Here is a 25547-nt window from a genome sequence, read left to right as displayed (position 1 = left end):
GTTACATTCCGAACCCGGAAGCTAAGCCTTTCAGCGCCGATGGTACTGCAGGGGGGACCCTGTGGGAGAGTAGGACGCCGCCGAACAATTATTCAAAAGAGCTCTGATGTATGGACTTCGGTTCATGCATCAGAGCTTTTTTGTTTTCACGATGAACTGTGCGGCGTCACGCCTCGTTAACGTCGCGTGGGCACCATCCGCGGCATGGGGACAGTGGAGTTGCTCAGGGCAGCAGGTGTGGGAACCGACGACGAGGTCATCGTGCCCTCGTATGCCACGGCTGGACCCGCCGAGGCCGTACGGAACGTGGGCGCCCGGCCTGTGTTCGCCGACATCGATGCGCACAGCTTCTGCCTCGACCCCGCCTCCGTGGCCCGCGCCGTCACCTCACGCACGGCCGCCATCGTGCCCGTACACCTCTTCGGGCACCCCGCTGACCTCCTGGCCCTTCAGGCCGTCGCCGACGCGCACGGTATCCGCCTCATCGAGCACGCGCCGCACGAGCCCGAGCCCGACGAGGCCCTGCAGCGGCGCCGGGCCAACGCCGCCTACCTCGACGCCCGTCTCTCCGGGGTCGTGACGCCGGCCGTGGCTCCCGGAGCCCTGCACCGCTACCGCGCCTATGTGGTGCGCGTGCCCGGCAACGGTCGTCCCGACCGGGACGCCTTCGCCCGTGCGCTGCGGGCCCGGGGGATCGGATGCCGGGTGCCCGTGCAGACGCCGGTGCACCGACTCCCCGCCTACCGGCGGGAGTTGTGGCTTCCCGAGACCGAGCGGGCCGCCGGTGAATGCCTCGCTCTGCCCGTCCTGGCGGGGATGTCGCCGCGCGAACTGCACCGGCTGGTGGCAGCGTGCAACGCGCTCGGAGGGTTGTTGCCCGTAGCGGCCGCCTGATGGTCAAAAGCGCGTCCGAACATCGGGTATGCTTTATCTCGTTGCCGGCCCCAATAGCTCAGTCGGCAGAGCGTCTCCATGGTAAGGAGAAGGTCAACGGTTCGATTCCGTTTTGGGGCTCCACAGGAAAGGCCCCCGCCGTAAGGCGGGGGCCTTTCTCATATCCCGACCCCCTCAGGAGTCCTGAGGCTCCGGCACCCGCATCGCGAGGATGGCCATGTCGTCGGAGGCGGGCTCCGCGGCGAAACGTTCGACCGCACGGAGGACGCGCGCGGCCACCGCACCCGCCGTCAGGCCCGTGCAGTTCGTCAGGACGTCCGTCAGACCGTCGTCGCCCAGCATCCGCGTGCCCTCACGGCGCTCTGTGACGCCGTCGGTGACGCACAGCAGCACGTCGCCCGGGTCCAGGGTGACCGTCTGCTCGTACAGCTCCAGGTCGTCCATGACGCCCAGCAGGGGCTGCGGGTCCGCGGCCGGCTCGACCGTGCCGTCCTGGCGCAGACGCAGCGGCAGGGGATGGCCGGCGCAGACGACCTTGAGGATCGCGCTGCCGTCGTGCTGGGGCCACAGCTCGCCGTAGAGAAGCGTGAGGAAGCGGCTGCGGGCGCCCTCGTCGAGGATGGCGGCGTTGAGCCGCTCGAGGACCGCGGGGCCGCCGAACCCCTCGCGGGCCAGCAGGCGCAGCGCGTGCCGGGCCAGGCCGGTGACGGCCGCCGCCTCCGGGCCCGTACCGCAGACGTCGCCGATGGCGAAGCCGTAGGCGCCGTCGCGGATGGGGAAGAGATCGTAGAAGTCGCCGCCGACCTCGTTGCCCTCGCCGGCGGCGCGGTAGATGACCTCGACCTCCACGCCGGGGACCTCCGGCAGCTCCGGCGGGAGCAGGCTGCGCTGGAGGCTCTGGCTGATGGCGGTGCGCTCGCTGTAGAGGCGGGCGTTGTCCAGGGCGAGGGCGGCTCGGCGGGAGAGGTCCTCGGCGAGTTCGAGGATCTCCTGGCGGAAGTGGTCGTCGGTGGGCCTGCCGAGGGTGAGCATGCCGATGACGCGGTTGCGGGCCACCAGGGGGAGGACGACCGTTTCGCCGCCGACGGCCGCGGCCGTGGCGAGCGAGGTGCCCGGGCCGGGGATGCGGCCGGTGGCGTCGGCGAGGCCGAGGCTGCGCAGGGAGGTGCGCAGCGCCGCGGAGTGGGCGGCCTCGGCGGGGGCGGTCCAGATGCGGGCGCCGGGGGTGGGGACCGGGTCGGGCGGGGCGACCTTGGACAGGAGGGCCTTGAGGCCGTCGATGCGGTCCTCGTCCTCGTGGAGGACGTAGGACAGCTCGGGTTCCGAGCTCTGGTCGGCGATCGTGTAGACCGCGCACCAGGTGGCCAGGGTCGGGACGGTCATCTGGGCCATGAGGGCCAGGGTCTGGTCGCGGTCGAGGGTGCCGGCGAGCAGGTCGGAGGCCTCGACGAGGAAGGAGAGGGAGCCGCGGCGCAGCCGTTCCAGTTCGCCGAGGCGGGCGGACTCGACGGCGAGGGCGATGCGGTCGGCGGCGAACTGCAGGCGCAGGGCTTCTTCGTTGCCGTAGCGGCGCGGGGATTCGGCGGCGACGCCCAGCGAGCCGGTGAGGCGGCCCTCGACCTTGAGCGGCACGGTGACGACCGAGCGCATTCCGGTGTCGGCGAGGAGGGGGACGGCGCCCGGTACGGCACTGAGGTCGTCGTGGACGGCCGGCATGCGAGCGGAGCCGTAGCGGCCGGTGCCCGCCTCGACGGGGACGCGGGCGAAGCGCTGGCGGGTGGAGGGCAGGCCCGTGGAGGCGCGTACCTCCAGTTCCGTCTCGTCGTCGGTGGCGAGCAGGAGGTAGGCGGAGTCGCCGTCGAGCATGTCGCGGGCGCGCTCGACGGTGCGCTGGAGGAGTCCGTCGAGGTCGTCGGGGGCGGGGGAGCCGATGAAGACCTCGAAGGGGTCGGTCCCCGAGCCCCGTTCCGCGGCGGCCGCGTCGGGGGCCGGGGAGCGGGGCGGGCTCTGCAGGACGGCGCGCTCGTCGTCCCGTACGAGCAGGCAGACGGTCGAGGGGGAGCCGGCGGTGTCGCGGACGCGCAGGTGGGAGGCGTAGACGGGGATGATCCTGCCGTCGGCGCCCCTTATTCCGTAGGAGCCCTCCCAGCGGGACAGGCGCAGGGCCTCGGCGATGCCGGTGGAGGTGCCGGGGGTGTGCGGCCAGGCCGCGAGGTCGGTGAGGGGCTTGCCCATGATCTGGTCGGCGGCGAAGCCGAAGAGTTCGTGGGCGTCGTCGTTCCAGGCGCTGATGCCGCCGGTGCGGTCGATCTGGATGACGGCGACGCGCACGCGGGCGTCGGCGACCGGCAGTGCTTCGGTGGGGAGGGCGGGGCCGGCGGAGCGGGTGCCCGCGGGGCGGTCGGGCAGGTCGATGCGGAACCAGACCGTCTTGCGGGTGGCGCTGTACTCGACGCCCCAGCGGGCGGCGAGTGCGGCGCACAGCAGCAGGCCGCGGCCGCCTTCGCGGTCGACGCCGCCGAACTGGCGGGCCGGGCTCTGTACGGGCAGCTCGCGCTCGGGGTAGCGGTCGGCGACCTCGACGCGCACGCCGGCGTCCATGCGGATGCACAGGACGTCGGCGGCGGTGCCGGCGTGGACGACGGCGTTGGTGACGAGCTCGCTGGTCAGGACGACGGCATCGTCGATGACGTCGGGGAAGCCCCAGCCCTGGAGGGTGTCCCGGACGAAGGCCCGGGCGGCGGCGACCGAGCGGCCGACCGGCTCGAAGGTGGCGGCAGCCCGCGCGGTGATCACAGGTCTCCTCGTGTATGTCTCGGCGATCTGCTCACACATGTGCAGCGCCCCTCCGTTGCCCTGGCCGGTTGCCAGGTTACTTACCTCCGCTGTGTGCGCGGATCCCGGTGCACAGGGATTCCACCTTGGGGGTGCCGGCGGACCGTGTGCGATGCTGCCGACTGTTATGGCCTGGTTGGGCCGGGGTGAAACACTGGGAAAGCTTGAAGCGGAAGCCCGACGAGGATGATCGACCCAGCGGGAGGGACACGGTGGAGTCTGGCGCAGCGGCGCGGGGCGTGAGCACGCGCGCGAAGGGCGGACGGTCCCGGCCCAACGGGACGACCGAAGTGGACACGGCTGCCCTGAACCGGCTGCGGTCGGCTCTGGAGGCGATGCGGGACGGGAACCTGCGCAAGCGGCTGACGGTCTCCGGCGACGGCGTGATGGCCGAGATCGCCGCCGTCTTCAATGAGGTGGCCGATCGTAATCTGCAGCTCACGGGCGAGCTGGCGCGGGTGCGCCGGGTGGTCGGCCGTGAGGGCAAGCTCGCGGAGCGGCTGGAGGTCGGGGCCTGCGAAGGGGCCTGGGCGGCGGCTATCGACGCCTCGAACGCCCTGGTGGACGATCTGGTGCGGCCGGTGTCCGAGGTGGGCCGGGTGCTGTCGGCGGTCGCCGAGGGCGATCTGGAGCAGCGGATGGATCTGCGCTCCCAGGGGGCCGACGGGGCGGCGCATCCGCTGCGCGGTGAGTTCCTGAAGGTCGGGCGGACGGTCAACGGGCTCGTGGACCAGCTGTCGGCGTTCACCGACGAGGTGACGCGGGTGGCGAGCGAGGTGGGCACCGAGGGCAAGCTGGGCGGCCAGGCCCGGGTGCGCGGAATGTCCGGTTCTTGGAAGGACCTCACGGACTCCGTCAACACGATGGCGTCCCGGCTCACCGCTCAAGTGCGTGATATCGCGCTGGTGACGACGGCGGTCGCCAAGGGCGACCTCTCCCGGAAGGTCACCGTTCACGTGGCCGGGGAGATGCTGGAGCTGAAGAACACCGTCAATACGATGGTGGATCAGCTGTCGTCCTTCGCCTCCGAGGTCACGCGGGTGGCCCGGGAGGTGGGTACCGAGGGCGAGCTGGGCGGTCAGGCGCAGGTGCCGGGTGTCGCGGGGGTCTGGAAGGACCTCACCGATTCGGTGAACCTCATGGCCGGCAACCTCACGGCGCAGGTGCGCGGTATCGCGCAGGTCACGACGGCCGTCGCCAGCGGCGACCTGTCGCAGAAGGTCACGGTGAGCGCGCGCGGCGAGGTGGCGCAGCTGGCCGAGACGGTCAATCAGATGACGGAGACGCTGCGGACGTTCGCGGACGAGGTCACGCGCGTCGCCAGCGAGGTCGGCGCCGAGGGCCGGCTGAGCGGTCAGGCGCAGGTGCCGGGGGCTGCGGGTACGTGGAAGGACCTCACCGATTCGGTGAACACGGCCTTCCGCAACCTCACCGGCCAGGTCCGTGACATCGCGCTGGTGACGACGGCGGTCGCCAACGGCGATCTGGGGTTGAAGGTCACCGTCGACGCGGCCGGCGAGATGCTGGAGCTGAAGAACACTGTCAACGGGATGGTGGACCAGCTCCAGGCGTTCGGTGCCGAAGTCACGCGGGTGGCGCGGGAGATCGGTGTCGAGGGTGAGCTCGGCGGCCAGGCGCAGGTGCCGGGGGCCGCGGGTACGTGGAAGGACCTCACCGATTCGGTGAACACGGCCTTCCGCAACCTCACCGGTCAGGTGCGCAACATCGCGCAGGTGACCACGGCGGTCGCCAACGGCGACCTGTCGCAGAAGGTCACCGTCGATGTGTCCGGCGAGATGCTGCAGCTGAAGAACACCGTGAACACGATGGTGGACCAGCTGTCGTCCTTCGCCGACCAGGTCACGCGGATGGCGCGGGACGTGGGTACGGAGGGGCGGCTCGGCGGCCAGGCCCGGGTGGACGGCGTCAGCGGCACCTGGAAGGAGCTGACCGACTCGGTCAACTTCATGGCCGGCAATCTCACTTCGCAGGTGCGTCAGATCGCGCAGGTGACCACGGCGGTGGCGCGCGGTGATCTGTCGCAGAAGATCGATGTGGATGCCCGGGGCGAGATCCTGGAGCTGAAGAACACCATCAACACGATGGTCGACCAGCTCTCCGCCTTCGCGGAGCAGGTGACCCGGGTGGCCCGTGAGGTGGGCACGGACGGCCGGCTCGGCGGTCAGGCGCAGGTGCCGGGCGTGGCGGGCGTGTGGCGTGACCTCACCGACTCGGTCAACGGCATGGCCGGCAATCTGACCACCCAGGTCCGCAACATCGCGCAGGTCGCCACGGCGGTGGCGCGCGGTGATCTGTCGCAGAAGATCGATGTGGATGCCCGGGGCGAGATCCTGGAGCTGAAGAACACCCTCAACACGATGGTCGACCAGCTCTCCTCGTTCGCCGACCAGGTCACGCGCGTGGCCCGCGAGGTGGGTACCGAGGGCATCCTGGGCGGTCAGGCGGAGGTGCAGGGCGTCTCGGGCACCTGGAAGGACCTCACGCAGTCGGTCAACTTCATGGCCAACAACCTGACCTCGCAGGTGCGCAACATCGCCGAGGTGACCACGGCGGTCGCCAAGGGCGACCTCTCCAAGAAGATCACCGTCGATGCCAAGGGCGAGATCCTCGAGCTCGTCACCACGGTGAACACGATGGTCGACCAGCTGTCGGACTTCGCCGAGCAGGTCACGCGGGTGGCCCGTGAGGTGGGTACCGAGGGTCAGCTGGGCGGTCAGGCGCGGGTGCGCGACGTCACCGGCATCTGGAAGGACCTCACCGACAACGTCAACCTGATGGCCAACAACCTGACCAGCCAGGTCCGCAACATCTCGCAGGTCGCGGGCGCGGTGGCCAACGGTGATCTGACCAAGAAGATCACCGTCGAGGCGCGCGGCGAGGTCGCGCAGCTCGCCGACACCGTCAACACGATGGTGACGACGCTGTCGTCGTTCGCGGACGAGGTCACGCGCGTGGCCCGTGAGGTGGGCACCGACGGCATCCTGGGCGGCCAGGCGCGGGTGCCGGGCGTCAGCGGCACGTGGAAGGACCTCACCGAGTCCGTGAACTCGATGGCGTCCAACCTGACCGGCCAGGTGCGCAACATCGCGATGGTGACGACCGCCATCGCCCAGGGCGACCTGACCAAGAAGATCGACATCGATGCGCGCGGCGAGATCCTCCAGCTGAAGACGACCATCAACACGATGGTGGACCAGCTGTCCTCCTTCGCCGACCAGGTGACCCGGGTGGCCCGCGAGGTGGGTACCGAGGGTCAACTGGGGGGTCAGGCTCGGGTACGCGACGTGGACGGCACGTGGCGCGACCTCACAGAGTCGGTGAACGAGATGGCGGGCAATCTGACCCGGCAGGTAAGGGCCATCGCGGAGGTCGCCACGGCGGTGACCCGCGGCGACCTCAATCTCAAGATCGACGTGGATGCGGCGGGCGAGATCCTGGAGCTCCAGGACAACATCAACACGATGATCGCGAACCTTCGCGAGACGACCCTGGCCAACAAGGAGCAGGACTGGCTCAAGGGCAACCTCGCCCGGATCTCCGGTCTGATGCAGGGCCGGCGCGACCTGCAGGACGTCGCCGGGCTCATCATGAGCGAGCTGACCCCCGTGGTCTCCGCGCAGCACGGCGCCTTCTTCCTGGCGATGCCCACGGGCCCGCAGGAGACGGAGGGCGGCGACGAGGCGTACGAGCTGCGGATGCTCGGCTCGTACGGCTACTCCATGGGCTCGATGCCCACGTCCTTCCGGCCCGGTGAGTCGCTCATCGGCACGGCGGCGCAGGAGAAGCGCACGATCCTGGTGGAGAACGTTCCGCCGGGCTATCTGAAGATCGCCTCGGGCCTGGGCGAGGCGCCGCCGGCCCATGTGATCGTGCTGCCGGTGCTGTTCGAGGGGCAGATCCTCGGTGTGATCGAGCTGGCGTCCTTCTATCCGTTCACGCAGATCCAGAAGGACTTCCTCAGCCAGATCGCCGAGATGATCGGCACCAGCGTCAACACCATCAGCGTGAACACCAAGACCGAGGTGCTGCTCAAGCAGTCGCAGGAGCTGACCGAGCAGCTGCGCGAGCGGTCGGCGGAGCTGGAGAACCGGCAGAAGGCGCTGGAGATCTCCAACGCCGAGCTGGAGGAGAAGTCCGAGCGGCTGGCCCGGCAGAACCGCGACATCGAGGTGAAGAACACCGAGATCGAGGAGGCCCGGCAGGTGCTCGAGGAGCGGGCCGAGCAGCTCGCGGTCTCGATGCGCTACAAGTCCGAGTTCCTGGCCAACATGTCGCACGAGCTGCGCACCCCGCTCAACTCGCTGCTGATCCTGGCCAAGCTGCTCGCCGACAACGCCGAGGGCAACCTCTCGCCGAAGCAGGTGGAGTTCGCCGAGACGATCCACGGCGCGGGCTCGGACCTGCTGCAGCTGATCAACGACATCCTGGACCTGTCGAAGGTCGAGGCGGGCAAGATGGACGTCAGCCCGAGCCGGATCGCCCTGGTCCAGCTCGTGGACTACGTGGAGGCCACCTTCCGGCCGCTGACGGCGGAGAAGGGCCTGGACTTCTCGGTGCGGGTCTCGCCGGAGCTGCCGGCCACGCTCCACACCGACGAGCAGCGGCTGCTGCAGGTGCTGCGCAACCTGCTGTCGAACGCGGTGAAGTTCACGGATACGGGCGCGGTCGAGCTGGTCATCCGGCCGGCCGGGGCGGACGTGCCGGACAGCATCCGCGAGCAGTTGCTGGAGGCGGGCTCGCTGCGCGACGCCGACGCCGACATGATCGCCTTCTCGGTGACGGACACCGGCATCGGCATCGCGCAGAGCAAGATGCGGGTCATCTTCGAGGCGTTCAAGCAGGCGGACGGCACGACGAGCCGCAAGTACGGCGGTACGGGCCTGGGGCTGTCCATCAGCCGGGAGATCGCCCGGCTGCTCGGCGGTGAGATCGACGCGGCCAGCGAGCCCGGCCGGGGCTCGACCTTCACGCTCTACCTGCCGCTCAACCCCGGTGAGCTGCCGCCGCAGGGCTATCCGCAGCTGGAGGCGGACGGGCGGACCGCGGGCGCGCCGCTGAGGGCGTCCGGCGACGCGACGACCGAGGGCGAGGTCTCGCCCGCGCGCCAGGCCGCCGGGCTCTTCCTGCGGCGCCGCCGGGCGGCCCAGGCCGCCGGGCAGATGGCGGCCCTGGCCGGGGCGACGGGGCAGGGCGAGTCGGCGGTGCCGGGCGCCCGGGGGGCGCGCGCGGGCGAGAGCGCGCCGCCGGAGCCGTGGATGAGCGAGGCGCACCGTCACGCGGGGGAGGCGCACAGCGGCTTCAAGGGCGCCTTCCAGGGCGAGAAGGTGCTGATCGTCGACGACGACATCCGCAACGTCTTCGCCCTCACCAGCGTGCTGGAGCAGCACGGCCTGTCGGTGCTCTACGCGGAGAACGGGCGCGAGGGGATCGAGGTCCTGGAGCAGCACGACGACGTCGTGGTGGTCCTGATGGACATCATGATGCCGGAGATGGACGGCTACGCCACGACGGCGGCGATCCGCAGGATGCCGCAGTTCGCGGGGCTGCCGATCATCGCGCTCACGGCGAAGGCGATGAAGGGCGACCGGGAGAAGAGCATCGACGCCGGAGCGTCCGACTATGTCACCAAACCAGTCGATACGGATCATCTTCTGACGGTGATGGAGCAGTGGATGCGCGCAGAGTGACGGAATCTCGTTCACTATTTGACTGTCTGCTGACGGAGTGTGGCCAAAGACGTGTGGGACCGCGGTATTCGGGGAACCTTCTGGTCCCCCACCGCGTTTCTGCTACGTGCACAGTGACATCGCGGTGACAGGGTGTGGCGACAGGCGGGGTGCGGCTACCATGACCGGCACAAGGACGGGCGGCGCATGGGAGTCGTCCCCTGGGGCGGCGCCCGGTGCACTGCCGGGGCGAGGAGGACGGGCCATGGTGCAGAAGGCCAAGATCCTCCTGGTCGATGACCGGCCGGAAAATCTGCTGGCGCTGGAGGCGATCCTCTCGGCGCTCGATCAGACACTGGTACGGGCATCGTCAGGGGAGGAAGCGCTCAAGGCGCTGCTGACGGACGACTTCGCGGTGATCCTGCTGGACGTTCAGATGCCCGGCATGGACGGCTTCGAGACCGCAGCGCACATCAAGCGGCGGGAGCGGACCCGGGACATCCCGATCATCTTCCTCACCGCCATCAACCACGGTCCGCACCACACCTTCCGCGGCTACGCGGCGGGCGCGGTCGACTACATCTCCAAACCGTTCGACCCGTGGGTGCTGCGCGCCAAGGTCTCGGTCTTCGTCGAGCTCTATATGAAGAACTGCCAGCTGCGCGAGCAGGCCGCCCTGTTGCGCCTGCAGCTGGAGAGCGGCCAGTCCGGCCGGAGCGGGGCCATCGAGCCCCAGGAGCCCGCAGGGCTGCTCGCCGAGCTCTCCGCACGGCTGGCCGCCGTCGAGGAGCAGGCCGAGGCGCTCTCCAAGCAGCTCGACGAGTCCGCCGATGCGGCGGCGGTGGCCACCGCCGCCCATCTGGAGCGCAAGCTCACCGGCCTGCGGCGCGCGCTGGACGCGCTGGAGCCGGGCACGGGAAGCGGCGCGAGCCCGCTTCCCTCCCCGAGCTGACCGTCCTTTGACGCCGTGTCACCGGCTTCACCACGGCACCGCGACACGAATGGGTGAACGCCCGGCCCCACGTGTACCGCGCGTCGGACAACGGTAATCTCGGCACCATGGCCTCACGTACGTCCGGCAAGGGTTCCCAGAGCACGGCGGGCAACTCCAAGCAGCGCGCCGGACGGTCCGGGGGCGCTGCCAAGAAGGCACCCGCGAAGAAGTCACCGGCCCGCCCCGCGGGCCGGCCGCCCGCGCGCAAGGCGCCCGCCAAGAAGCCGGCGGCCAAGGCGGCACCCAAGCGGGCACCCGGCGGCGCCCGCCGCGTCGGCAGCGGCCTGGCGCACGGCGCCGGCAGCCTCTTCCGCGGGGTCGGCCGCGGCGCCAAGGGCCTGGACCCGGCCCACCGCAAGGACGGACTCGCCCTGCTGCTCCTGGGCGTGGCCCTCGTGGTGGCCGCCGGCACCTGGTCCAGCCTCGACGGTCCCGTGGGCGACCTCATCCGGATGCTCGTCACCGGCGCCTTCGGCCGCCTCGACCTGGTCGTACCGATACTGCTCGGCGTCATCGCGATCCGGCTCTTCCGTCACCCCGAACGGCCCGAGGCCAACGGACGGATCGTCATCGGTCTGTCCGCGCTGGTCATCGGCGTCCTCGGGCAGGTCCACGTGGCCTGCGGATCACCCGGCCGCGGTGACGGCTCGCAGGCGCTGCAGGACGCCGGAGGGATGATCGGCTGGGCGGCCGCCAAGCCCCTGCTCGTCACGGTCGGCGAGATGCTGTCCGTACCGCTGCTGTTCCTGCTCACCGTCTTCGGCCTGCTGGTGGTCACCGCGACGCCCGTCAACGCCATCCCCCAGCGGCTGCGACAGCTCGGGATCCGGCTCGGAGTCATCGAGCCGCACCCGCACGAGTACGCACCCCAGGACGGCGAGGACTACGCGGAGTACGGCGAGGAGTGGCGCGAGGCGCCGCCCGCCCGCAGGCCCCGCCGCACCGCCGTCGCGGCCGACCCGGGGCGGGCCGAGGAAGAGGCGCTGGACAAGCGCCGCACCCCGCGCCGCAAGGCCGTGGAGCCCCCCGCCGACCGCGAGCCGGACGCGGTGGACCTCGCCGCCGCTGCCGCCGCCTCCCTCGACGGCGCCGTCCTGCACGGCATCCCGCCCACCCCGCTCGTCGCCGATCTCGGCAGCGGCGTGCAGCCGGAGAACGGCCGCCCCGGCGCCGTACCCACCGCGCGCGGCGCCGGGAAGGCGGGCAAGGCCGCCAAGGCCGCGCCGCCCGTGGAGGCCGCGCCGGGCGTCGTCCCCGACCTCACCAAGCCCGCGCCCGAGCCGGCCGGCGGGCTGCCCGCGCGGGCCGAGCAGCTGCAGCTCTCCGGGGACATCACCTACGCGCTGCCCTCGCTCGGCCTGCTCGAGCGCGGCGGCCCCGGCAAGACCCGCAGCGCCGCCAACGACGCCATAGTGGCCTCGCTCACCAACGTCTTCGCGGAATTCAAGGTCGACGCCGCCGTCACCGGCTTCACCCGGGGCCCGACCGTCACGCGCTACGAGGTCGAGCTGGGCCCGGCCGTCAAGGTCGAGCGCATCACCGCCCTCACCAAGAACATCGCCTACGCCGTCGCCAGCCCGGACGTACGGATCATCAGCCCGATCCCCGGCAAGTCCGCCGTCGGCATCGAGATCCCGAACACCGACCGCGAGATGGTCAACCTCGGCGACGTGCTGCGGCTGGCGGACGCGGCCGGCGACGAGCACCCGATGCTCGTCGCGCTCGGCAAGGACGTCGAGGGCGGCTATGTGATGGCCAACCTGACGAAGATGCCGCACGTCCTGGTCGCCGGCGCCACCGGCTCCGGCAAGTCGTCCTGCATCAACTGCCTGATCACCTCGGTGATGGTGCGTGCCACGCCCGAGGACGTACGGATGGTGCTCGTCGACCCCAAGCGCGTCGAGCTGACCGCCTACGAGGGCATCCCGCACCTGATCACGCCGATCATCACCAACCCCAAGCGGGCAGCCGAGGCCCTGCAGTGGGTCGTGCGCGAGATGGACCTGCGCTACGACGACCTGGCCGCCTACGGCTTCCGGCACATCGACGACTTCAACGCCGCCGTGCGGGCCGGAAAGGTCAAGCCGCCCGAGGGCAGCGGGCGCGAGCTCTCCCCCTATCCGTACCTGCTGGTCATCGTGGACGAGCTCGCCGACCTGATGATGGTGGCGCCGCGCGACGTCGAGGACTCCATCGTCCGCATCACCCAGCTCGCGCGCGCCGCCGGCATCCACCTCGTGCTCGCCACCCAGCGTCCGTCCGTCGACGTGGTCACCGGTCTGATCAAGGCGAACGTCCCGTCCCGGCTCGCCTTCGCCACCTCCTCGCTCGCCGACAGCCGGGTCATCCTCGACCAGCCGGGCGCCGAGAAGCTCATCGGCAAGGGCGACGGCCTCTTCCTGCCGATGGGGGCCAACAAGCCCATCCGCATGCAGGGCGCCTTCGTGACGGAGGCCGAGGTGGCGGCCATCGTCCAGCACTGCAAGGATCAGATGGCGCCGGTCTTCCGCGACGACGTCACCGTCGGCACGTCGAAGAAGAAGGAGATCGACGAGGAGATCGGCGACGATCTGGACCTGCTGTGCCAGGCGGCCGAACTGGTCGTCTCCACCCAGTTCGGGTCGACCTCGATGCTGCAGCGGAAATTGCGTGTGGGATTCGCCAAGGCGGGCAGGCTCATGGACCTGATGGAGTCGCGCGGCATCGTGGGACCCAGCGAGGGTTCCAAGGCACGCGACGTGCTGGTGAAGCCCGACGAGCTGGACGGGGTCCTCGCGATCATCCGCGGGGAGGACCAGCCGTAGCAGCTGGAAAAGATCCCTGACCAACCGTTTCTCTCGGGCCCGAGCGGAGTTGAGCGAGGGGGGAGGGGCGATGTGCCACTGGCGTTACCACAGAGCATTCTGATGGCCTACAAAGTCCGGCTTCCCGCTTGCCCGACCGTTTCGCATCCCCCCTAGACTGAATCTCCAGCAGGTGGCTGCACGCTCGAAAGGCGCCCACGTGTCCATCGGCAACTCTCCAGAGCCATCAGAGTCAGAGGATGACCGGCCCGAGGATGACCGGCCCTCCGTCGGACGATCCCTTCAGCAGGCCCGTATCGATGCCGGACTGACCGTGGAAGAAGTCAGTTCGGCCACCCGCGTACGCATCCCGATCATCCACACGATCGAACAGAACGACTTCACCCGCTGCGGCGGCCGCGTCTACGCCCGGGGACACATCCGCACACTGGCGCGCGCCGTCGGCGTCGACCCGGCGCCGCTCGTCGCGCAGTACGACGCCGAGCACGGCGGGCGCCCCGCGCCCACGCCCGCCGCCCCGCTGTTCGAGGCCGAGCGCATCCGGCCCGAACCGCGCCGGCCCAACTGGACGGCCGCGATGGTCGCCGCGATCGTGGCGGTCGTCGGCTTCGTCGGCTTCACGCTCTTCAGCGGCGGGTCGAAGAGCGGGCCGGTCTCGGCCGACCCCGCCACCAGCAAGCCGTCCGCGGCACCGAGCAAGGCCGGCTCCGGGAAGGCCGGCTCCGGGAAGGCGTCGTCCGACCCCAAGGCCGAGGCGTCCGCCAGCGCCATCGCCGGCGTCCCGGCCAACAAGGTCACGGTCAAGCTCACCGCCGAGAACGGCCAGACCTGGATGTCCGCCAAGGACCACAAGGGCAAGCTCCTCGAGGAGGGCGTGCTCAAGCAGGGCGCCTCCAAGACGTTCACCGACAGCAAGCGCATCGACCTGGTGCTGGGCAACGCCGGGGCCGTGCAACTGTTCGTGAACGGCAAAGAGGTCAAGAATCTGGGCGACGACGGCCAGGTCCAGCGCCTGAGCTACACCAGGGGCGACCCCTCGGCGGGCTGAGGGGCCCCTGCGGGCGGGGAAGAGCAGCCGCACGGACGGGCGCGGAGGGCCAGCGGGTGACCAGGCTCTCCGCGCCCGCCGGCCACTCGGCAACGGATGCGGCGCCGGGACAAAGTAGGCTGAGCCCTATGCCCGAACGCCGTACCGTCGCTCTTGTCACACTTGGCTGCGCCCGTAACGAGGTGGACTCGGAGGAGCTGGCAGGCCGCTTGGCGGCGGATGGCTGGGACCTCGTCGAGGACGCCGCCGATGCCGATGTGGCCGTCGTCAACACCTGTGGTTTCGTCGAGGCCGCCAAGAAGGACTCCGTCGATGCCCTCCTCGAGGCCAACGACCTCAAGGATCAAGGCCGGACCCAGGCCGTCGTAGCCGTCGGCTGCATGGCCGAGAGATACGGCAAGGAGCTCGCCGAGGCGCTGCCGGAGGCCGACGGCGTGCTCGGCTTCGACGACTACGCCGACATCTCCGACCGCCTCCAGACCATCCTCTCCGGCGGCGTCCACGCCTCCCACACCCCGCGTGACCGGCGCAAGCTGCTGCCGATCAGCCCCGCCGAGCGCCAGCAGGCGGCCGACGTGGCCCTTCCCGGGCACGCCCAGGACACCCCGCCCGCCGACCTGCCGCAGGGCGTGGCGCCGGCATCCGGGCCGCGCGCCCCGCTGCGCCGCCGGCTCGGGGCCAGCCCCGTCGCCTCCGTGAAGCTCGCCTCCGGCTGCGACCGGCGGTGCTCCTTCTGCGCCATTCCCTCGTTCCGGGGATCCTTCATCTCCCGCCGCCCCTCCGACGTGCTGGGCGAGACGCGCTGGCTGGCCGAGCAGGGCGTCAAGGAGGTCATGCTCGTCTCCGAGAACAACACCTCGTACGGCAAGGACCTCGGCGACATCCGCCTGCTGGAGACGCTGCTGCCCGAGCTCGCGGCCGTTCCCGGCCTGGAGCGGATCCGGGTCAGCTACCTCCAGCCGGCCGAGATGCGACCGGGCCTGATCGACGTGCTGACCTCGACGGACAAGGTCGTCCCCTACTTCGACCTCTCCTTCCAGCACTCGGCGCCCGGCGTGCTGCGCGCCATGCGCCGCTTCGGCGACACCGACCGCTTCCTGGAGCTGCTCGAGACGATCCGGGCCAAGGCGCCGCAGGCCGGTGCCCGCTCCAACTTCATCGTCGGCTTCCCCGGCGAGACCGAGGAGGACGTGGCCGAGCTGGAGCGCTTCCTGACCGGGGCCCGCCTGGACGCCATCGGCGTCTTCGGCTACTCCGACGAGGACGGCACCGAGGCGGCCACCTACGAGAACAAGCTGGACCCCGACGTCGTCGCCGAGCGACTGGCGCGTGTGTCGATGCTGGCCGAGGAGCTCACCGCGCAGCGCGCGGAGGAGCGGATCGGTGAGACGATCGAAGTACTGGTCGACCGTGTCGACGACGAGGACGGCGTGATCGGCCGCGCGGCGCACCAGGCGCCCGAGACCGACGGCCAGGTGCGGCTCATCTGGTCCGACGACGTCCAGGCGCCCGCGCCCGGCCGTATGGTCGTGGCGAAGGTGGTGGCGAGCGAGGGCGTCGACCTCGTCGCCGAGCCGCTCGGAATCGAGGGCGGGTGTACCGAGGAGGCGGGCAGATGAGCGGACTCCCGGCCTCCGCCGCAGGAGGTCCGGCTCCGGCGACGGGCGTGAGCCCGGCCCGGTTGTGGAACATCGCCAATATCCTCACCATGGTGCGCCTGCTCCTGGTGCCCGGGTTCGTCTTGTTGATGCTTCACAACGGCGGCTACGACCCGGTCTGGCGCTCCTTCGCCTGGGCGGCGTTCGCCATCGCCATGATCACCGACCTGTTCGACGGTCATCTGGCACGGGCGTACAACCTGGTCACCGACTTCGGCAAGATCGCCGACCCGATCGCCGACAAGGCGATCATGGGCGCGGCGCTGATCTGCCTGTCCGTCCTGGACGACCTGCCGTGGTGGGTCACGGGCGTGATCCTGCTCCGCGAGATCGGCATCACGGTGATGCGGTTCTGGGTCATCCGGCACGGCGTCATTCCGGCCAGCCGGGGCGGCAAGATGAAGACGCTCTTCCAGGGCGTGGCCGTCGGCATGTACATCCTCGCGCTCACCGGGCCGCTGGCCACGCTGCGCTTCTGGGTGATGGCGGTTGCCGTCGCGTTGACCGTCTGGACCGGCCTCGACTACGTCAAGCAGGCCGTCCAGATGCGCCGGGCAGGACGGTCCCGGGAGTCCGCGCGATGACCGCGACGGGCGGCGGCGACGCCGTAGAGGTGCTGTCGGCGCTGCTCGGGCGGGGCCACACGGTGGCCGCCGCCGAGTCGCTCACGGGCGGCCTGGTCGTCGCCCGGCTGACCGAGGTGCCCGGGGCCTCCCGCACCGTCCGCGGCTCGGTCACCGCTTACGCCACCGAGGTCAAGCGGGACGTCCTCGGTGTGGACGGTGCGCTGCTCGAGGCGCGGGGCGCCGTCGACGCGGACGTGGCCCGGCAGATGGCACGGGGCGTACGGGACCTGCTCGGCGCCGACTGGGGGATCGCGACGACGGGGGTCGCCGGTCCCGACGAACAGGACGGCCAGGCCGTCGGCACGGTCTTCGTCGCCGTGGCGGGGCCGGACGGCGCGGATCACGCACGGCAGCTGTCGCTCGACGGCGACCGCGCGGCCATCCGGGCCGCAAGCGTACGGGCGGTCCTCGCGCTGCTCCTGCGCGAACTGACGGAGAACGCGGGGGCAAAGGATACGGAACACAACGGGGGGAATTGATGTTTGCAGCCCTGAGTGAACACGACATAGCTCCCCGCACGGCCGCACCCCGAGGCGGTACGGTGGGGCGTGAAGGAACCGGATTCGCGGTCCAAGGAGGGAGCCACCGATGATTCTGCTCCGTCGCCTGCTGGGTGACGTGCTGCGTCGGCAGCGCCAACGCCAGGGCCGCACTCTGCGCGAGGTCTCCTCGTCCGCCCGGGTCTCGCTCGGTTATCTCTCCGAGGTCGAGCGCGGGCAGAAAGAGGCGTCCTCCGAGCTTCTCTCCGCAATCTGCGACGCTCTGGACGTACGGATGTCCGAGGTCATGCGCGAGGTGAGTGACGAGCTGTCGCTCGCCGAGCTGGCGCAGTCGGCGGCGGCGAGCGAGCCGGTACCCGCGCCGATGCGGCCGATGTTCAATTCGATGTCCGTAACGTCCGTGACGGGCGTTCCGGGGGAGCGCGTGACCATCAAGGCCCCTGCGGAGGCCGTGGATGTGGTCGCTGCCTGAGAAGGGCTGACAAGAGCCCGGAAGGCATGAGTTTCCCGTTCGGGATCCCGGTCAGAAGTTCTGACCGGGATCTCTGCGTTTTCCGGCCCGTCACGGCACCCGTGTGCCGTGATTCCTGCGCCATGCCATCGTGGTGCCGTGGCGGAAAAAGCGGAGCAACCGAAGTAATGCCTTGAACAGGAGGAAAGCGGATGTCTGTCGTGAAGAGTCCTCTGTCCGAAGGGGACCGCAAGACCGTCGGTGATGCGCTCCAGGGCGCGCTCGTCGATCTCGTCGACCTCTCGCTCGTGGCCAAGCAGGTCCACTGGAACGTCGTGGGCCCGCGATTCCGCTCCGTCCACCTCCAGCTCGACGAGGTGGTGGCGAGCGCCCGCGTGCACGCCGACACGGTGGCCGAGCGGGCCTCGGCGCTGGGCATCGCCCCGGACGGGCGGGCCGAGACGGTGGCGAAGACCAGCGGCATCGACCCGGTCGGGGGCGGCTGGACCAAGGACACGGACGCGGTACGGACCCTGGTCGGGGCGCTCGGCGCCGTGATCACCAGGATGCGCGAACGCATCCGGGAGACGGCCGATCCGGACCCGGTCACCCAGGACATCCTCATCGGGCTCACGGGCGATCTGGAGAAGCACCACTGGATGTTCCAGGCCGAGAACGCCTGACGTCCCCCGCGGCCCTCCGCCGCGGCGACCGGGCCGCGGGCTCACGGGTGGCGGGGGCGGTCCCTGCGGGGTCTCCTGGGGACATGAGCGAGCACCCGGTGATCCGCTTCACGACAGAGCTGATGGTGGTCTCGGACCTCGACCAGGCCACAGCCGGCGCCTTCGTGCGGACGGTCTACCAGGAGGGTGTGCACGAGGGGGAGCAGCGGGTGATCGTCGAGGTGCACCGGCGCGACCGCGAGATCGCGGAGCTCGAGCGGGAGCTCGCCCGGGCCCGCGGCAAGAACGCCGGCTGACGCCGGCCGAGGGCCTTCGGAAGGCCCCTGCGGGTCGGTGCGGTGCTCCCGGTGTCGGCCCCCGAAGGAGGCAGCCATGGTCCGCAGCGTTGTGCCGGGGCGCCGACGGCGCCCGGGCCCGGTCGCCTGGACGCTCGCGCTGCTGCTGGGCGGGGTGTGGTGCTGGGCCGTCTTCCGGCTGCTCCTCCAGCCGGGGCGCACGGGGTTCCTGGAAGGGCTCGTCGCGACCGGGGGCTGGGGGCTGAGCCTGCTGCCGGTGCACTGCGTGCCGAGGGACCGCAGGGCGGGGGCCCGGGGCGTACGGCGACGACGGTGGCGCCGGGGCGACGGGCAGGGACCGGCCGGCATGGGATGAGCCGGAGCGAGGCCGTCCCGCCTCACCCGTCCCGCCTCACCCGTCCGGCCCAGGGGCGGTCCGATGCCGGTGCGCGGGCCGGCCGGTGGGGGGTGGGGGGCCGGTCTGGCAGTGGGGGCACCAGTACGTGGACCGCTCCTGGCCCGCCGGGCCCTGGTCGGCGAGGAGGACCGGGGTGCCGCAGCGGCGGCAGGGCCTGCCGACCCGTCCGTAGACCCACAGATGGCGGTCGGGGCGGGCGTCGGCGGTGGTGATGCGGGCGGTGCGGGACTTGTTGGCCTCCAGCAGCTTCTTGGCGAGGGCCACCAGCCGCTCGGGCCCGGGGAGCGCGCCGACGGGCAGCCAGGGGGACACCCGGAGCATGAAGCAGAGCTCGGATTTGTAGACATTGCCGATGCCCGCGAGATTGCGCTGGTCCAGCAGGGCCTCGCCGAGGGTCCGGCCGGCGTCTGCGAGCAGGCGGCGGACCGCCTCCTCCGCGTCCCAGTCGGGGCCCAGGAGATCCGGCCCCAGGTGGCCGACGACCGTGGACTCGTCCGTGGTGCGCAGCAGGTCCAGGACGGGCAGGCGGTAGCCGACGGCGGTGCGGCCGGCCGTGGCGAGGACGGCACGGATCTGGTGCTGCGGGCCTCCGCCGGGGCGCCGGCCGGGGAGCTGGATCCGCCAGGAGCCGTCCATGCCGAGGTGGGAGTGGAGGGTCAGGCCGCCCTCGACGCGCATGAGCAGGTGCTTGCCGCGCGGGACCGTCTCGAGGACCGTGCGGCCGGTGAGGTCGACGGTCGCGAGCTTTGGTACGCGTAGGTCGGAGCGGACCAGCTGCTCACCCGCGAGGGCGTCGTGCAGGTCCCGCGCGGTGCGCCAGACGGTGTCCCCTTCGGGCATAGGGCGTCTCCTTCCGGCCTACGGCCATCATGTGGCCTCGCTCAGGGTGCGCGCAGGCGCAGCCCTCGCGGTGTGGCGTGGAAGCCCACGGACTCCAGGAGGGGGCCCAGGGGCGAGGACAGGGCCGGGGAGCCGTTGACGCGCTCGACGGTGACGGTGCCCAGGGCGCCGGCGCGGGCCGCCTCGGCGAGGGCGGCCGCCGCCTCGCGCAGCCCGGGGTCGTCGCCGCTCGCGGTGTCGGCGCCCTCCTGCTGCGGCCAGGCCAGCAGGGTCTTGCCGCCGCGCTCCATATAGAGCGCCAGGGCGCCGTCGAGGAGCACGACCAGGGAGCCGGCCTTGCGGCCGGGCTTGTGGGCGGCCGCTTCGCCGGGCGGCTCGGGCCAGGGCAGGGCGGCGCCGTAGGCGTTGGCGGGATCGGCGGCGGCGAGCAGGACGGCCCGGCGGGCGGGCGGTGCGCCGGCGGGCCGGGCGTCCCAGGGGGCGGCGGGCGCACCGCCGGACCGCTCACGGGCCGTGCCGGCGGCACGCAGCCGGTCGACGGCGCCGTCCATGGCGAACTGCGCGGCGCCCAAGCCCTCGACGACATAGCCGCGGCGGGCCTGCCCGCTCTCCTCGAAGGCGGAGAGCACGCGGTAGGCGGCGGAGAAGCCGCCCTCCACACCTTCCGCCGCGACGGCGCCCCGGGTGACCACGCCGTGCCGGTCGAGGAGGGTCCGGGCCAGGGCGTGGGCCCGGTGGGTGGCGTCCGCCTCGCGCTGGGGCAGCAGCGACCAGCGGCCCGCGACCGTCGGCGGCCCACTGCGGGAGGCCGTGCTCCGGGCCGTCAGACCGGTCAGGCTCGGCCGGCCCGTGAAGGCGCCGTAACGGCCGCGCGGTACGGCCCGCTTGGCGCGATGGGCGGTGGAACCGGCCGTGCGGCCCGAGCCGAGGAGCGAGCGCAGCGGAGCCAGGGTGTCGTTGGTGAGCCGGCCCGACCAGGCGAGGTCCCAGACGGCCTCGGCGATCAGAACGTCACTGGCCGCCGATTCGCCCATGGCCGGGTCGGCGGCGCGGACGCGGTCGGCGATCTGACGGAAGAACAGGCCGTAGCCGCCCGAAAGGGCCTCGAGCACGGCCTCGTGCAGGGGCGAGAGCTCCAGCGGGTGCGGCGCGGGCAGCAACAGGGGCGCCGCGTCGGCGAGCAGCAGCGAGACCCAGCCGTCCTTGCCGGGCAGCGCGCCGGCGCCGGCCCAGACGACTTCGCCGGAGGCGGTGAGCTCGTCGAGCATGGCGGGGGCGTAGTCCTTCACGCGGGCGGGGAGGACGAGCTTCTCCAGGGCGGAGGCGGGTACCGAGACGCCCTGCAACTGCTCCACGGCACGCAGCAGTCCGTCGATGCCGCGCAGGCTGTGGGCGCCGATGTGCTGCCAGGCGGGGAGGAACGCCGCCAGGGTGGCGGGCGGCACCGGCTCCAGCTCGTGCCGCAGCGCGGCCAGGGAGCGGCGGCGCAGCCGGCGCAGGACGGTCGCGTCGCACCACTCCTGGCCGATGCCGGCGGGGTGGAACTCGCCCTGGACGATGCGGCCGCCCGCCGTCAGACGGTGGAGCGCTCCGTCGGTCACCGCGGTGCCGAGGCCGAGGCGGGCGGCGGCCTGGGCCGAGGTGAACGGGCCGTGGGTGCGGGCGAAGCGGGCCAGGAGGTCGCCGAGCGGGTCCTTGACGGGCTCGGTGAAGGCCTCGGGCACGCCCACGGGCAGGGCCGTGCCCAGGGCGTCGCGCAGCCGTCCGGCGTCCTCGACGGCCGCCCAGTGGTCCCCACCCGCGATACGGACCCGGATGGCGCGGCGCGCCTCGGACAGCTCCTTCGCCCACTGCGGTTCGGCGCCGCGCTCGGCGAGCTCGGCGTCGGTCAGCGGGCCGAGGAGGCGCAGCAGGTCGGCGACGCCTTCGGCGTCCTTGACCCGGCGGTCCTCGGTCAGCCACTGCAGCTCGCGCTCCAGTTCGGTGAGGACTTCGGGGTCGAGCAGCTCGCGCAGCTCGGCCTGGCCCAGCAGCTCGGCCAGCAGCCGGGAGTCGAGGGAGAGCGCGGCGGCCCGGCGCTCGGCGAGCGGGGAGTCGCCCTCGTACAGGAACTGGGCGACATAGCCGAAGAGCAGCGAGCGGGCGAACGGGGACGGCTCGGGCGTGGTCACCTCCACCAGCCGGACCCGGCGGGCCTCGACGTCCCCCATGAGCTCGGTCAGCCCGGGGACGTCGAAGACGTCCTGAAGGCATTCGCGCACCGCCTCGAGCACGATCGGGAACGAGCCGAACTCGCCCGCGACCTGCAGGAGCTGGGAGGCGCGCTGGCGCTGCTGCCACAGCGGGGTGCGCTTGCCGGGGTTGCGCCGCGGCAGCAGCAGGGCGCGGGCGGCGCACTCCCGGAAGCGGGCGGCGAACAGGGCCGAGGAGCCCACCTGGTCGGTGACGATCCGGTCGACCTCGCCCTTGTCGAAGGTGACGTCGGCGGCCCCGACGGGGGACTGCTCGCCGTCGTACTCCGTGCCCTGCCGCGCGGGCTCGGTGTCGAGCAGCTCCAGGCCCATCAGGTCGGCGTCGGGCAGGCGCAGCACGATGCCGTCGTCGGCGTGCATCACCTGGGCGTCCATGCCGTACCGCTCGGAGAGCCGGGCGCCGAGGGCCAGCGCCCAGGGGGCGTGCACCTGGGCGCCGAAGGGGGAGTGGACGACGACCCGCCAGTCGCCCAGCTCGTCGCGGAAGCGCTCGACGACGATCGTCCGGTCGTCGGGCACATGGCCGCAGGCGCGGCGCTGTTCGTCCAGGTAGGACAGGACGTTGTCGGCCGCCCAGCGGTCGAGCCCGGCGGCGGTGAGCCGCTCGCGGGCCGCCTCGGGCGCCAGGGCGCCGATCTCGCGCAGGAACGCGCCCAGGGCCCGTCCCAGTTCGAGGGGGCGGCCGAGCTGGTCGCCCTTCCAGAACGGCAGCCGGCCGGGGGTGCCGGGGGCCGGGGTGACGAGGACGCGGTCGCGGGTGATGTCCTCGATCCGCCAGGACGTGGTGCCGAGGGTGAAGACGTCGCCGACCCGCGACTCGTAGACCATCTCCTCGTCGAGCTCGCCGACCCGGCCGCCGCCCTTCTTGGGGTCGGCGCCGGCCAGGAAGACGCCGAAGAGGCCGCGGTCGGGGATGGTGCCGCCGGAGGTGACGGCGAGCCGTTGCGCTCCCGGGCGCCCCGAGAGCGTGCCGGCCGTGCGGTCCCAGACCAGGCGCGGCCGCAACTCCGCGAAGGCGTCGGAGGGGTAGCGGCCGGCGAGCATGTCGAGGACGCCGGAGTAGGCGGACTCCGGCAGCGCCGCGAAGGGCGCCGCGCGCCGCACCACGGCCAGCAGCTCCTCCACGTCCCAGGTGTCCATGGACACCATGGCGACGATCTGCTGGGCGAGCACGTCCAGCGGATTGGCCGGCACGCGCAGCGATTCGATGGCGCCCTGCCGCATGCGTTCCGTCACGACGGCCGCCTGGACCAGGTCGCCCCGGTACTTGGGGAAGACGACGCCGGTCGAGACGGCGCCGACCTGGTGTCCGGCGCGGCCCACCCGCTGCAGCCCGGAGGCGACCGACGGCGGTGACTCGACCTGGACGACCAGATCGACGGCGCCCATGTCGATGCCCAGCTCCAGGCTGGAGGTGGCGACGACGGCCGGCAGCCGGCCCGCCTTGAGGTCCTCCTCCACCAGGGCCCGCTGCTCCTTGGAGACCGAGCCGTGGTGCGCCCGGGCGATGACCGGGGGCGCGCCCTTGGCCGGGCCGGAGCCGCCCATCAGCTCGGCGGGGGAATGGTGCTCGGGCAGAGGCTCGCCCGTGGCCCGCTCGTAGGCGATCTCGTTGAGGCGGTTGCACAGCCGCTCGGCGAGACGGCGCGAATTGGCGAAGACGATCGTGGAGCGGTGGGACTGGACGAGATCGGCGATGCGCTCCTCGACGTGCGGCCAGATCGACGGCCTCTCCTTGCCGTCGCCGCCCTCCTGGACCGGTGAGCCGCCGAGCTCGCCCAGGTCCTCGACCGGCACGACGACCGACAGGTCGAACTCCTTGCCGGACGACGGCTGGACGATCTCCACCTTGCGCTGGGGCGAGAGATACCGCGCCACCTCGTCCACCGGCCGCACCGTCGCGGACAGGCCGATGCGCCGGGCTGGGCGGGCGAGGAGGGTGTCGAGGCGCTCCAGGGACAGGGCCAGGTGGGCGCCGCGCTTGGTCCCGGCGACGGCGTGCACCTCGTCCAGGATCACGGTCTCCACGCCCGTGAGCGCCTCCCGCGCGGCGGAGGTCAGCATCAGGAACAGTGACTCGGGAGTGGTGATCAGAATGTCCGGCGGGCGGGTGACCAGCGCGCGGCGCTCGGCGGCGGGCGTGTCACCGGAGCGGATGCCGACGCGGATCTCCGGCTCGGGCAGTCCCAGCCGCACCGACTCCTGGCGGATGCCGGTGAGGGGGCTGCGCAGGTTGCGCTCGACGTCCACGGCCAGGGCCTTGAGCGGCGAGACGTACAGCACCCGGCAGCGCTTGGCGCGCTCGGCGGGCGGTGGGGAGCTGGCCAGGCGGTCCAGGGAGGCGAGGAAGGCGGCCAGCGTCTTGCCGGAGCCCGTCGGGGCGACGACCAGCACGTCCGAGCCCTCGTCGATGGCCCGCCAGGCTCCGGCCTGGGCCGCCGTGGGCGCGGTGAAGGCCCCCGTGAACCAGGCGCGGGTCGCGGGGGAGAACGTGGCGAGGGCCGGGGCCGGATCCCCCGCCGTCGCAGCTGCCGTGTCGTCCGCCATGCCCCCCATCGTGCACCGCACCACTGACAATGCCCCGGACGGGCAGGTCAGCGGCGGTTTTCAGGGGTGTGGGGAGGGCTGGACGGCGTGGCCGTAGGCCCGCAGCGTCAGCAGGGCGTCGATGGTCACCATGGGCCGGCACTCCAGCACCGTCCCCGGCGCCCAGGCCCGCCAGCGGATCGGCCAGCCCCCGTCCTCCTCCTGCGCGGCGGCGAGGAACTCCAGCGACCTGGCCAGCTCGGCGTCGGTGAACCAGGGCCGCGCCAGGGAGCGGGGGGTCCGGGCGAAGTCGTGCGGGAAGTGGTGCTCGCCCGGTGCGTACCCCTCCGGCACCGGCTGGTCGGCCGCCCGCGCCGGGTCCAGGAGGGCCAGCCGCTGCTCCCGCACCGTCCGCCCGAGCCGCTCGGCCGCCGCCTCGGCACGCCGCCGGTCCGGGACCCCGTCGAGAAAGGCGACGGCCGCCTCGACCTCGTACGGATGCGTCCGCGCGCCCGCGCCGAGGGCGTCGACCGCGGCCCAGCAGAAGTCGGTGGCCCGGAACAGCCACGCGTGCCACACCTCGTTGCGGTGCAGCAGACCCACCACGGGCCCGGTCGCCAGAAGGTCGCTCGGCGGATCGTCGACGACCGGAATCCAGGGGGCCGCCGGATAGCCGCGCAGCGAGGGGTGGAGCGCGGGCAGCGCGCCGTCCGGCGTGGAGACCGCCGTCAGATAGCGGCACAACCGTTCCACACGGCGGTCGCGGCAGCGGCCGATCTCGTCCAGCACGCGCAGCGCGTGCGCGGTGTGCAGCGGCTGGCTGACGGGCCCGCGCAGATCCGGTTCCAGGGCGTGTCCGAAGCCTCCGTCGTCGCCCTCGTACGCGGTCAGGGCCGCCTCGACGGCGTCAGCGCCGCCACCGAGGAAGTGGTAGGCGAATCTGCGCTGCTCCAGGACGCGGGCGGTGAGCCAGACGAAGTGTTCGGCGCGGGCGACAGCGGATGCTCCGGATGGGGCCATGGACAAGACCGTAGGGTGCGCAGCGGCCCCGGTCAG

16 protein-coding genes, 1 tRNA gene and 1 rRNA gene are annotated in these 25547 nt (G+C 72.0%); 14 read left to right on the top strand and 4 right to left on the bottom strand.

Going from position 1 to position 25547, the window contains the following annotated elements; genetic code table 11:
* The 3 genes from rrf to AB0G59_RS12760 form a co-directional block, all read left to right on the top strand.
* Window positions 1-86: ribosomal RNA gene (rrf, locus tag AB0G59_RS12770) — 5S ribosomal RNA — on the top strand; the annotation flags it as partial.
* Between the two features lie 118 nt (window positions 87-204).
* Window positions 205-894, top strand: coding sequence for a DegT/DnrJ/EryC1/StrS family aminotransferase (locus tag AB0G59_RS12765; RefSeq protein ID WP_360910844.1), 690 nt, complete (start codon window positions 205-207; stop codon window positions 892-894).
* Between the two features lie 47 nt (window positions 895-941).
* Window positions 942-1017 (top strand) — tRNA-Thr (locus AB0G59_RS12760).
* Between the two features lie 51 nt (window positions 1018-1068).
* Here AB0G59_RS12760 and AB0G59_RS12755 read toward each other — a convergent pair.
* Entirely contained in the window at window positions 1069-3729 is a 2661-nt protein-coding gene (locus tag AB0G59_RS12755; protein WP_360910842.1) for a SpoIIE family protein phosphatase, read from the bottom strand.
* A gap of 212 nt (window positions 3730-3941) precedes the next feature.
* Here AB0G59_RS12755 and AB0G59_RS12750 point away from each other — a divergent pair, with 212 nt between their 5' ends.
* The 11 genes from AB0G59_RS12750 to AB0G59_RS12700 all read left to right on the top strand — a co-directional run bounded on the left by AB0G59_RS12750 (window position 3942) and on the right by AB0G59_RS12700 (window position 18831).
* Window positions 3942-9437 (top strand): HAMP domain-containing protein, encoded by a 5496-nt coding sequence (locus AB0G59_RS12750; protein ID WP_360910840.1) that lies wholly within the window; start codon window positions 3942-3944, stop codon window positions 9435-9437.
* A gap of 244 nt (window positions 9438-9681) precedes the next feature.
* Window positions 9682-10368 (top strand): response regulator, encoded by a 687-nt coding sequence (locus AB0G59_RS12745; RefSeq protein WP_360910838.1) that lies wholly within the window; start codon window positions 9682-9684, stop codon window positions 10366-10368.
* Window positions 10369-10475: 107 nt separating this feature from the next.
* Window positions 10476-13214 carry a DNA translocase FtsK gene (locus AB0G59_RS12740; protein ID WP_360910836.1) on the top strand — a complete coding sequence of 913 codons (2739 nt, stop codon included), beginning with the start codon at window positions 10476-10478 and terminating at the stop codon, window positions 13212-13214.
* Window positions 13215-13413: 199 nt separating this feature from the next.
* On the top strand, window positions 13414-14262 hold the full coding sequence (locus AB0G59_RS12735) for a RodZ domain-containing protein (protein ID WP_360910834.1): 849 nt from the start codon (window positions 13414-13416) through the stop codon (window positions 14260-14262).
* Window positions 14263-14390: 128 nt separating this feature from the next.
* Window positions 14391-15881 (top strand): 30S ribosomal protein S12 methylthiotransferase RimO, encoded by a 1491-nt coding sequence (gene rimO / locus AB0G59_RS12730; RefSeq protein WP_360910832.1) that lies wholly within the window; start codon window positions 14391-14393, stop codon window positions 15879-15881.
* Window positions 15878-16504 carry a CDP-diacylglycerol--glycerol-3-phosphate 3-phosphatidyltransferase gene (gene pgsA / locus AB0G59_RS12725; protein WP_360910830.1) on the top strand — a complete coding sequence of 209 codons (627 nt, stop codon included), beginning with the start codon at window positions 15878-15880 and terminating at the stop codon, window positions 16502-16504. Before rimO ends, pgsA begins: the two co-directional genes overlap by 4 nt.
* Window positions 16501-17025: a CinA family protein gene (locus AB0G59_RS12720; protein WP_360910828.1), complete on the top strand. Its 525-nt coding sequence runs from the start codon at window positions 16501-16503 to the stop codon at window positions 17023-17025. Before pgsA ends, AB0G59_RS12720 begins: the two co-directional genes overlap by 4 nt.
* 109 nt (window positions 17026-17134) lie before the next feature.
* Window positions 17135-17518 (top strand): helix-turn-helix transcriptional regulator, encoded by a 384-nt coding sequence (locus AB0G59_RS12715; protein ID WP_071965196.1) that lies wholly within the window; start codon window positions 17135-17137, stop codon window positions 17516-17518.
* A gap of 191 nt (window positions 17519-17709) precedes the next feature.
* A complete protein-coding gene (locus AB0G59_RS12710; RefSeq protein WP_360910826.1) occupies window positions 17710-18180 on the top strand; it encodes a DNA starvation/stationary phase protection protein in 471 nt (156 codons plus the stop codon).
* Between the two features lie 83 nt (window positions 18181-18263).
* A complete protein-coding gene (locus tag AB0G59_RS12705) occupies window positions 18264-18476 on the top strand; it encodes a hypothetical protein (RefSeq protein WP_360910824.1) in 213 nt (70 codons plus the stop codon).
* A 76-nt stretch (window positions 18477-18552) separates the two neighbouring features.
* Window positions 18553-18831: a hypothetical protein gene (locus AB0G59_RS12700; RefSeq protein WP_360910822.1), complete on the top strand. Its 279-nt coding sequence runs from the start codon at window positions 18553-18555 to the stop codon at window positions 18829-18831.
* A 36-nt stretch (window positions 18832-18867) separates the two neighbouring features.
* Here AB0G59_RS12700 and AB0G59_RS12695 read toward each other — a convergent pair whose 3' ends face one another.
* Genes AB0G59_RS12695 through AB0G59_RS12685 form a run of 3 tightly spaced genes read right to left on the bottom strand, consistent with a single transcriptional unit; the run spans window position 18868 to window position 25511 of the window.
* Complete coding sequence (locus AB0G59_RS12695) at window positions 18868-19713, bottom strand: DNA-formamidopyrimidine glycosylase family protein (protein WP_360910820.1); 846 nt, start codon at window positions 19711-19713, stop codon at window positions 18868-18870.
* Window positions 19714-19754: 41 nt separating this feature from the next.
* Window positions 19755-24512 (bottom strand): ATP-dependent helicase, encoded by a 4758-nt coding sequence (locus AB0G59_RS12690; protein ID WP_360910818.1) that lies wholly within the window; start codon window positions 24510-24512, stop codon window positions 19755-19757.
* A gap of 60 nt (window positions 24513-24572) precedes the next feature.
* Window positions 24573-25511: a hypothetical protein gene (locus AB0G59_RS12685; protein WP_360910816.1), complete on the bottom strand. Its 939-nt coding sequence runs from the start codon at window positions 25509-25511 to the stop codon at window positions 24573-24575.
* Between the last annotated feature and the right edge of the window lie 36 nt (window positions 25512-25547).

Source organism: Streptomyces sp. NPDC021096, assembly GCF_040641275.1.
GTDB lineage: Bacteria > Actinomycetota > Actinomycetes > Streptomycetales > Streptomycetaceae > Streptomyces.
Note: the sequence above shows the minus strand (reverse complement) of the source record. Positions and strands in the feature narration are given on the sequence as shown.